The organism is Candidatus Thiosymbion oneisti (genome assembly GCF_900092655.1).
GTDB classification, from domain to species: Bacteria; Pseudomonadota; Gammaproteobacteria; order Chromatiales; family Chromatiaceae; genus Thiosymbion; species Thiosymbion oneisti.
Window position 1 is genome coordinate 1 of record NZ_FLUY01000490.1, and the last position, 9330, is coordinate 9330.

General features: G+C 55.3%; 10 protein-coding genes, 1 tRNA gene and 1 pseudogene. 2 read left to right on the forward strand and 10 right to left on the reverse strand.

From position 1 onward, the window contains the following. A pseudogene (locus BQ17_RS20290) lies at nucleotides 1-105 on the forward strand (IS1595 family transposase); the annotation flags it as partial. 161 nt (nucleotides 106-266) lie between these two features. On the opposite strand, the gene BQ17_RS04725 reads toward BQ17_RS20290, so the two are convergent. From BQ17_RS04725 to BQ17_RS04770, 10 genes are all read right to left on the reverse strand, one after another. Continuing rightward, nucleotides 267-668 (reverse strand): hypothetical protein, encoded by a 402-nt coding sequence (locus BQ17_RS04725; protein ID WP_089724728.1) that lies wholly within the window; start codon nucleotides 666-668, stop codon nucleotides 267-269. 103 nt (nucleotides 669-771) lie between these two features. After that, a complete protein-coding gene (locus BQ17_RS04730; protein ID WP_089724730.1) occupies nucleotides 772-1830 on the reverse strand; it encodes a hypothetical protein in 1059 nt (352 codons plus the stop codon). A gap of 687 nt (nucleotides 1831-2517) precedes the next feature. Continuing rightward, nucleotides 2518-2808, reverse strand: coding sequence for a hypothetical protein (locus tag BQ17_RS04735; protein WP_089724732.1), 291 nt, complete (start codon nucleotides 2806-2808; stop codon nucleotides 2518-2520). Next, on the reverse strand, nucleotides 2808-3104 hold the full coding sequence (locus tag BQ17_RS23965; protein WP_089724734.1) for a DUF4258 domain-containing protein: 297 nt from the start codon (nucleotides 3102-3104) through the stop codon (nucleotides 2808-2810). The genes BQ17_RS04735 and BQ17_RS23965 overlap by 1 nt, the downstream gene beginning before the upstream one ends. Before the next feature lie 177 nt (nucleotides 3105-3281). Then, complete coding sequence (mce, locus tag BQ17_RS04745) at nucleotides 3282-3686, reverse strand: methylmalonyl-CoA epimerase (RefSeq protein ID WP_089724736.1); 405 nt, start codon at nucleotides 3684-3686, stop codon at nucleotides 3282-3284. Between the two features lie 20 nt (nucleotides 3687-3706). Then, nucleotides 3707-4984: a sodium ion-translocating decarboxylase subunit beta gene (locus BQ17_RS04750; RefSeq protein WP_089724738.1), complete on the reverse strand. Its 1278-nt coding sequence runs from the start codon at nucleotides 4982-4984 to the stop codon at nucleotides 3707-3709. A gap of 17 nt (nucleotides 4985-5001) precedes the next feature. Continuing rightward, nucleotides 5002-5397: a biotin/lipoyl-containing protein gene (locus BQ17_RS04755; RefSeq protein WP_089724740.1), complete on the reverse strand. Its 396-nt coding sequence runs from the start codon at nucleotides 5395-5397 to the stop codon at nucleotides 5002-5004. Between the two features lie 20 nt (nucleotides 5398-5417). Then, on the reverse strand, nucleotides 5418-5828 hold the full coding sequence (locus BQ17_RS04760; protein WP_089724742.1) for an OadG family protein: 411 nt from the start codon (nucleotides 5826-5828) through the stop codon (nucleotides 5418-5420). 15 nt (nucleotides 5829-5843) lie between these two features. After that, nucleotides 5844-7391, reverse strand: a complete 1548-nt coding sequence (locus tag BQ17_RS04765) for an acyl-CoA carboxylase subunit beta (RefSeq protein ID WP_089724743.1) — start codon at nucleotides 7389-7391, stop codon at nucleotides 5844-5846. A 78-nt stretch (nucleotides 7392-7469) separates the two neighbouring features. After that, nucleotides 7470-7757, reverse strand: a complete 288-nt coding sequence (locus tag BQ17_RS04770; protein ID WP_089724745.1) for an antibiotic biosynthesis monooxygenase family protein — start codon at nucleotides 7755-7757, stop codon at nucleotides 7470-7472. A gap of 1187 nt (nucleotides 7758-8944) precedes the next feature. Here BQ17_RS04770 and BQ17_RS04775 point away from each other — a divergent pair. Then, nucleotides 8945-9020: transfer RNA gene (locus BQ17_RS04775), tRNA-Lys, on the forward strand. Nucleotides 9021-9330: the final 310 nt, after the last annotated feature.

Sequence of the window (9330 nt, forward strand, 5' to 3'; positions counted from 1 at the left end):
CATACGTTTCATCTACACCTCAAGGAATGTGAATTCAGATTTAATTACCGCGAGGAAAACCTCTATGATAGAATACTAACTCTGCTGAAAGAAAATCCACTCTAAAGTTATCTAGACCCTATATGTTTTATATGCTCCGCACAGGTGATGGTATAAGGCAACGGGTAGCTCTCCCATCAGGAATGTACCCCACCGTCCTACCAGACGAAAGCACCCGACTCGCGCAAAACAAAGTGGGTGTCCTTTTATTTAGGATCGCAAATTTATTAAACAAGAGCCACCAGTCTGGCGGCGATACCAACCGCCCTGGTAATGGCATCAACAGCTTTTGTTGCCTGCTCAAGCTTATTCATCGCCCTTGCGATCCGATTCGTCTCTTCATCTGCATCCCTCGCGGCTTCCTCCAATGCTGCCCTGGCCTGGCTCGTGGCTACTGCCTGATCTACGATACGCAGGCCTGTATCAGCGTGTCGCGCATGGTCGTTGATGAGCGTAGTCATGTTCCTCGTGTACTTCTGGAAATCAGAGTTTGGGTCTGACGAGAAATCAGCGTCCCTACGCAATCTATGATTCTCATTCAATGCGTCAGAAATCGCATTACGGATTGTTTTCCATCCCGCGAGGTCGGCGCCTTCTTCCTGGTGTGGGTTCGAGTCGTTGTCGGCCATCTTTTGCCTCCAGTGTCTAAGCTATGACAGGTAGATTCGGACCTTAGCCAGCTCTAGGGCTGGCAGGGTTTGGACAGTAGTTGCGTAAGTTCTTTCAACCGTATCACGCGCTGTCGTCTTCGCTGGAACGCTCCTTGACAGCCGCGCGGATAGATTCTGCGGCGGCAACGATCCGCTCGACTGCAGCCTCCAAATCCTCGCTAGACGAACGCGACTTTGCGGCTTTCGCCAGTTCCGCATGAGCCTTTGCGAGTTTCGTGAACGCTGACTTGTGCTTCGCCGGATCCCGAAAGCCCATCCTATAGGCTTCCGTCTTCGCTATCAGATCAGTTTGTGCCTTGCGAATAGCGGCCGTCGTCGCATTTGGGCTGCTCGTCAGTTGCTTCACCTTAGCTTCAGCGGCATATATATCTTCCAGCGGCGCAAAATTATCGGCATCCATCAAGATTACGTCGGTCTGCGCCAGGTAAACCGCGGCTTTCTGTACTACAGGATCTGTCTCAATAATGATCTTTCTAAGCGTGTTAATGCGTTGATACTCAAAATAGAGACTACCGAGTTCGGCAAGTATTTTCGCGGCAACAGTATAATCGTCTTCTTCCAGCACGGCAGTTCCTATTGCCGACTTTAATGCTCCGCTCAAGCCACCAAGCGACGCGGCGAAACTATCAACCTGTTTGCGGAACGCTGCATCGCTCTCGGCAGCGCCGGCAGCCAACAATGCCAGATTTGATGCATACGTTCCCAGGGCTTTACGAAGATTTGTTATGTGAACTGCGTTAAATGGTGTTACAAGGGGTTCCCTGTCGCGCCGCTCAACAAAACACAGATTGACGTTCGTGTCTTCGATGGCCGGTGCGCAGCCAACTGACAACACAAGCTCAACCCGCTTATTAGCCAATTCGTCCGCAATATCGTTCGCGCGACGCTCAAATTGCTTTTGCTGCAATGCAACCTGTTGCGCGGTTGCCGCTTCCGTCGTGGTTGCGAAATTTCCAACCGCCGTACGGAAGCCGTCACCTGCGCATGCTGTAAGCGCGAACGCGACAAAAAGTGGAACTACCCTCGTGCGCCGGAGTGCAACGGTACACCAGGTCACTCGATGAACGCTGTACAGAGCCCCTCGGAACCAATCCCGTTTACGATTAATGCCACTATTCATTGATGTACCTTCGATTATGTTGAAAAGTTGTGGGAGCGACGCACACGAAGAGGTTCTGAGCCCCTCTTTACGCATTCCCAATGTACGCAGTAACCCTCTCTTTCCAACAGGGGAACTGACTCCTTTTCCCTGGCTTTGCTTCATTTTCGAGCGCTTAGGCGCCTGAAAACAACGGAGCATCCCTGCTTCGCACGGCCACCGTACCCTTAAAAGTAAAAGAGTAGCGTCTCTTTTCCTGTTTTCGTCGGGCTCAGGATGACTATACACTCCAAGAGCCTGCACTCCGTACGAACCTTTGAAGTCATCACTTGACAGTCGGCCGTAGGTCCAGTCAATGCTTCCGTGCGAACCGCTTTGGCTGCCCGGTGCCAACAGGTAGTAGACGGCGAGTCTAGACGGCAAGTCGCCGTGTTTAAGTGCGTCAAACTACCTTACTATACCACAACGATTGCTTCTTTATCAAATTCACGAATATCTCCATCAACGCACCTAGTACTCCGTTTCGCCTTATTTTTATACTCAGAGCCCTCTAAATGAGCTAAGGCAAAGCACCGATCGCCTCGCTGAGAATGAAAAATAAGGCGAAACGGAGTACTGGAAACAAAGAATTAAGATCTGCGGACGACTTGTTGCCTCGGTCTCTCCCGGCGGAAAACTACGGCGAACTTCCATAAAGCTCGATTCCTCTTAATTCAGAGAGGAAATTCCAACCAAATTCAATAACCTTTCTGCAAACGCCTCAGTACGTTGCCTGTCTCCACTCAATCCCATATGCTCGCTTTCAAGCCACCAAAGGTATTCAAATATTTTATGCTTTGGTTGCCTTGAAATGAGCATTCTATAAATTTCCGGGATATAAGAGTCATATTCATCCTGAGCTTCCAGAATGTCTCCAACTCCGATAGGATCCCACTCTTCGATAAGCGTTTTATGGATCGCTTTGTGAAGTGACTTTGCTGATTCGAGGTATGCTGACATTACTTTGGTACTCCTCGTATTATGGTCACCACTCTCCCTGTTGCTGAATCCGTGATGACACGAACTTTATTGACCGGATCAAAGAACTCGGATGTACCGGCTCTCGCCGAGAATGACTTTCCTGTTTTTATCGCATTCTCTACGACCGATGGCATGATGCCGCGATTTTGCATTTGATCCAGAGCATGTCCGGAAAAAACCCTACCGTTAATTTCCGTTGGCTGGTTTCGGACTCCTTGATACGGGGCATTTTTTAACTCAAATCCCTTGCCACCCCTAAACCCTGTAGCATCCATGCCTTGTCCCGTTCCCTTCGCTGTTTCCCCGGCTTCTCATTCCTTGTTACCGATGTTTTGTGGGCAATGTCCCAATCTTGTTGTTACCGAGCATAAGGCACCTTGAGAAATCCCCTCCATTAGATCTCTCAAGGCGCCCTCATTAGGGGGTCAAGGGCGGGTTAGGGGCCAGGTTATCTAACCTCGCTCGCACAACTCCACCAAGACCCCACCGGTGGCCTTGGGGTGCAGGAAAGCGATGCGTGCACCGCCGGCGCCGATGCGCGGTTTCTCGTCGATGAGCTTGATGCCCTTGGCTTTGAGCTCATCAAGGGCCGCGTCGATATCGGGCACACGAAAGGCCACATGCTGAAATCCGGTTCCCTTCTTCTCGATGAACTTGGCCACCGGACCATCGGGAGCTGTGGATTCCAGCAACTCGACCTCGCTTTCTCCGACCGGGAAAAAGCCTGTATTCACCTTCTGCTCGGTGACGACCTCATCGCCCGCGAATTTGAGGCCGAGGACATCGGTCCAGAACTTCTTGCCTTCATCCATACTGTTGACGGCAATTCCCAGATGGTCGATCTTGAGTATCTGCATCTCAATTCTCCGAACAATCGTTAGTTACCAAACTGCACGAGCAAGAACCCGGCGGCGACGGCCGAGCCGATGACCCCGGCGACGTTGGGACCCATCGCATGCATCAGGAGGAAGTTGGTCGGATCGTATTTGCTCCCCACGGTCTGGGAGACCCGCGCGGCCATGGGTACCGCCGAGACACCGGCCGATCCGATCAATGGGTTGATGGGTGTGCTGGATAGCTTGTTCATGAGCTTGGCCAGGAGCACGCCCGCGGCGGTCCCGAATCCGAACGCGACGATACCCAGGCCCAGGATCGCAAGTGTCTGGGTGGTGAGGAACTTGTCCGCCGTCGCCGTTGCCCCGACCGTAATCCCCAGGAAGATCGTAACGATGTTGATCAGGGCGTTCTTGGCGGTATCTTCGAGCCTGGCGACCACCCCACATTCCCGAAAGAGATTGCCGAGCATCAGCATCCCCACCAGCGGCGCCGCCGCTGGAACTATGAGTACCACGATGATGGTGACAATGATCGGGAACAGGATCTTCTCCCGCTTGGTCACCGTGCGCAGCTGGGTCATCTTTATGGTGCGTTCCTTTTCCGTGGTGAGCAGCTTCATGATCGGCGGCTGGATAATGGGCACCAGCGCCATATAGGAATAGGCCGCGATTGCGGTGGCTCCCAACAGATGGGGCGCCAGCTGGGACGTGAGGAAGATGGTGGTCGGGCCATCCGCGCCGCCGATGATGGCAACGGATGCGGCCTCCTGGGCGTTGAACAGTCCGGAGGCGACGGCCCCGATAAAGGTGAGAAAGATGCCGAACTGGGCAGCGGCACCCAACAGGAGGGACTTCGGGTTCGCAATGAGGGGTCCGAAATCGGTCATGGCCCCCACGCCCATGAAGATCAGTGCCGGTAGGAGACCTGTTTTAAGGACTTTGTACAGATAGCCTATGATTCCTCCCGGCTTCTCAGTGTGGACGACATACTCGGTAGCGGTCTCTTCCTGACCCACGGGAACTTTGGTAGGGGCCCCTTCCTGATCCACAGGAACCAAGGTTGCACCGAAGGGGGCTTTCTCGGGGGCTTCCTCGGAATACGGTGTGACCTCCACAGCCGGGGGATGCATCATGTTCGCAAACGGCAGATTGGTCAGGAGGACACCGAATGCGATCGGGACCAGCAGCAGCGGCTCGAAGCCCTTGACGATTGCCAGATACAAGAGCACACAGGCGATGGCAATCATCACGAAGATCCGGTAGTCGGTCAGGCCGACAAAGCCGGTGGAGCTGAGAAAGTTCAATAAGGCGTCATACATGGCGGTGATTACCCCTGTCAGCTCAGGACGACCAGAGCGTCTCCGGCGTTGACGAGGGCCCCTGCGGCCACGGAAATCTCGCTGACGGTCCCATCATGGGGCGCGACGATCTCATTCTCCATTTTCATGGCTTCCAGAACCAAGAGCTTTTGCCCTTTCGTGACCTTGTCGCCGACGTTCACATCGATATCCACAATGGTGCCGGGCATTTGAGCGACTACCGTGCCTTCGCCTCCATCTCCCCCTGACGGTTTCGGGCTCGGCTTCGGGGTCGCCGGTGCGGAAGTCCGGGGTTTAGCGGCAGGTTTGGGAGCCGGCGCTGACGGTGTCGGGGCGGAACCTGCTTGTCCCTTGATCTCCTCTACCGCGACTTCGTACTCGTTGCCGTTCACGACCACTTTGAACATTTTCATAGCTGGGTACTCCGAAAAACTTAGATTCTGTTTTGCATCTGCTCGGCGATACCGGCCCCTCTCCAAGTGGGCGAGGTGTCTTCCACCTGCTTGATGTCCCTGATCACGATATTGGCGGTCGATGTTTCGAGCATCATGGCAACGGATGCCGCGATGACCGGTACGAGCTCAGCGTCGGCCTGAGTGGCCGGCTTTTCAGCGGCTTTCCCGGCTGCCGGCGCAGGGGTGGGCTTGCGGGCCGGCGTCGGCTTCTTCTCCGGGTCGGGAAGCTTTTCGAACAGACCGATCACAAACTGTAAGAGGATGAGGATTACGAAGGTGATGCCCATGCCCAGAACCGTCGTGATGAGGCCCGCCCACAACCGCTGAGTAGTCGTGAGGCTCTCTATTGTGTCCTCATTGGCAAAAAGGGTGAGCAGGTCGGTTTCCATTATGCCCTCCGGTGCTTATAAAGGCAGGTTGCCATGCTTCTTGGCCGGCCGCTTTTCCCGCTTGCCCTCCAGCATGCTGAACGCATCGACGATGCGTTGCCTACTGGTACGCGGCTCGATGACATCGTCCACGAATCCGCGTTCCGCTGCCTTGTAGGGCGTGGCGAATTCCGCGTTATATTCGTCGAGTATCTTCTTTTTCGTCGCCGCCTTGTCTTCCGCCTCGTCAATCTGCTTCTTAAAGATGATGTTTACCGCGCCTTCCGATCCCATCACGGCGATCTCTGCCGTCGGCCAGGCGAGCACCATGTCCGCCCCCAGCGACTTGGAGCACATGGCGACATAGGCCCCACCGTAGGCCTTCCTGGTTATCAGGGTGACCTTGGGCACCGTCGCCTCACTGTAGGCATACAGGATCTTGGCGCCATGGCGGATGATGCCGCCGTATTCCTGGGCGGTCCCCGGCAGGAAACCGGGTACATCGACCAAGGTCAGCAGGGGAATATTGAAGGCATCGCAGGTCCTGATGAAGCGGGCGGCCTTGTCGCCGGCGTTGATATCGAGACAACCGGCCATGACCTTCGGCTGGTTGGCAATGATACCGATCGACTCACCATTGACCCTGGCATAACCGGTGATCAGGTTGGTGGCAAAATAGGGCTGATACTCCATGAATTCGCCATCATCGACGATGGGGCGGATCACATTATGGATATCGTAGGGTTTGTTGGGGTCCTCCGGTATCAGGGAGTCGAATTCGTCGATCTGTCGGTTCAGGTCATCCTTGCACTCCACCGTCGGCGCCTTCCCCAGGTTGTTCGATGGGAGATAGCCCAGGAGCTGCCGGATTTGCTCGATGCAGGTCTGATCGGTTTCGGCGATGAAATGGACATTGCCGCTGACCTTGTTGTGGGTCATGGCGCCCCCGAGATCCTCCGCCGACACCTGCTCTCCGGTGACCGTCTTGATGACCTGCGGCCCGGTGATGAACATCTGGGAGGTCTGGTCGACCATGAAAATGAAATCGGTCAACGCGGGCGAGTAGACCGCGCCGCCGGCACAGGGACCCATGATCGCGGAGATCTGGGGGACGACCCCGGAATAGATGGAATTTCGGAAGAAGATATCACCGTAACCGGAAAGGGCATCGACGGCTTCTTGGATGCGGGCACCACCGGAGTCATTCAGACCGACCAGAGGGGCCCCCATCTTGGTCGCCGCTTCCATGGCCTTCACGATCTTACTGGCATGCATTTCGCCGAGGGCACCACCGGTGACGGTGAAATCCTGCGAAAAGGCATATACCAGTCGCCCGTCGACCCGACCGTAGCCGGTGACAACCGATTCCCCCTCGAGCCCGAGCTTGTCCAGGCCGAAATTGGTACTGCGGCATTTTACGAACGCATCCAGCTCAACGAATGTTTGGTCGTCGAACAGATGGATAAGCCGCTCCCGGGCTGTCAGCTTCCCCGCTGCATGCTGTTTTTCTATCCTCTTGGTGCCTCCCCCGAGAGAGAGTTGTTCCTTTTTCGTTTTAAGGAGCTCGAGTTTGTCGGTTGGCATCTTGGGTATCGCCTCATAGGTTCCCGTTCGGGGCCTCTAACATGGAAGCCCGTTCGTTAAGGAAAACAAAAATATGTCTTAAAGATACTCGTAAACGGCATACTCGGTTTCCCGGCCAAGTAACGCGTCGATTTCTGCCTGGATGGCGTTTCGTTCCTGACTCCGGAACCACTGATCCCACTCTTCCTTGGAGCGCCAATTACTATCGACGATACACTCGGTCGGATCATCGATTCGCTGCAGGGTTTGGCCGGATATGTAGCCGGGCTGCTTCAACGTAAGGCTGCGCATTTCATGCAGCAGCTCGGTCAGTTTGGGATGGTCGCTTTCCGGGACATGACGTTTTATGAGGATTTTTACGGACATTCTATTTTCCCCTATCGCTATTTGAGAAGTTAGAAGCTGTCTGGTTAAAACGAATCCTAGCCCATGGGTAGTCCGGTCCCCCAGACAGCGCCGAATCATTCAGGGTTCCTTACGATGCGGTTCGCCGCCTGCCGCTTGTCTACCGGGCTTTTCCCATCCCCTTTTCCTATCCCTGTCCCTGGGGGTAGGTAGGCCAGCATAGGCAGGCGTGCTTGGGGCAGTGGGCAGGCGCTCACCGCATCCTACACCCAAAGTGAGGTCCGCACGAGCAGGCCACGCGGGGGATCATGTGGGTGTCGATTGCGTTAAGACGCCGGCACTGACGCCCCCCGTAGATGAGCGAGCCTTAGTGCGTCGAACGCAACAGGTCAAATCCTCCGGTATCCGGCGCATCGACGAACCCGCATTCCTATGCATTGCGAATCCCGTGCACTGCCGAGGGTGTCGCAAAAGCCCGCGTAGTATGTCAGCCACCGTCGTCGGGTAGTAGCCATCCTTGGCCTGACCCGGCCTACGGGCTCGGCGCAGGCTCTCTCCCGACGGGAGAGGGGCTTTTGCGACACCCTCCTGCCGAGAGTGACCCCCTCTGCCAGCTTCAGGCCACGCAGACCGGCTAAATTTCCACACTGGTCGCGCTTTGATTCTTGAAAAAGGAAAAATTATCAATTCAGACCCCGAAGAGCAACAAAAACTTTGTGACATTGCTGGTCTATATCTAGGCTGTATGCTTAAATGAATGTTTAGGTCCTTTATGGATTCCGGACTGCCAAGGATCATGGAAGGTTAGCAGCGGACGTTTTGGAGTGCGGCGGCAACCTCACCCCGCTGCTTACCAGAACCTACAGCCCTAAGCATAAGCCGGGGGTCGGCCAAGTGGCACCATCCTGCCGCCGCTTTGGATGTGGCGATGGATAAAGGTGTTACGGCCAGGGGAAAGCGCCGTCGTCGCGGCGCGGGTGGAGCCTAAGTGCCTGGATTCCTGACCAACGCCGCTGGTATCCCCCGTGGCTGAGGTTGGCTAGGGCCGCGCCGCTTTGCCGGCGCACTCCAAAGCAATCCAGAATCCATAAAGAGCCAATGTTTAAATCGCAGCGGTTGCCCTGTGGACCGCACCCGTTCGGCGGGCTCGAAATCAGCTCATGCGCTCATGTTGAGCGAGTCAAATCTTTGATTGGAAAGATCTTTTTGCGCCCTTAGCTCAGTCGGTAGAGCATCTGACTTTTAATCAGGTGGTCGTTGGTTCGATTCCAACAGGGCGCACCATAACCAGCAAGGGCTCGGGCAAGGGCCTTAACACCGGGGTGAGCCCGTATAATAGACTGCTTCCAGCGACCAGTCACCGACTTCCGGCAGGGTAGATTGGGCACAGGTGCACCGCCGTCACGCTCGTTCCCACGCTCCAGCGTCTGCCTGTGCGTCCCTGCACGCGGACAGGTGGGAACGCCGTCTTGTCCGCTCCAGCGGACTCAGCTCCTCTGTGCGGATAGGCGTTGGCTGTTAGCCTACCGAGGCGCTTAATCGACGCTGGAGCGTCAAGATCCCTCCTCCGTCGGGACAAGTCTGCTCCCACGCT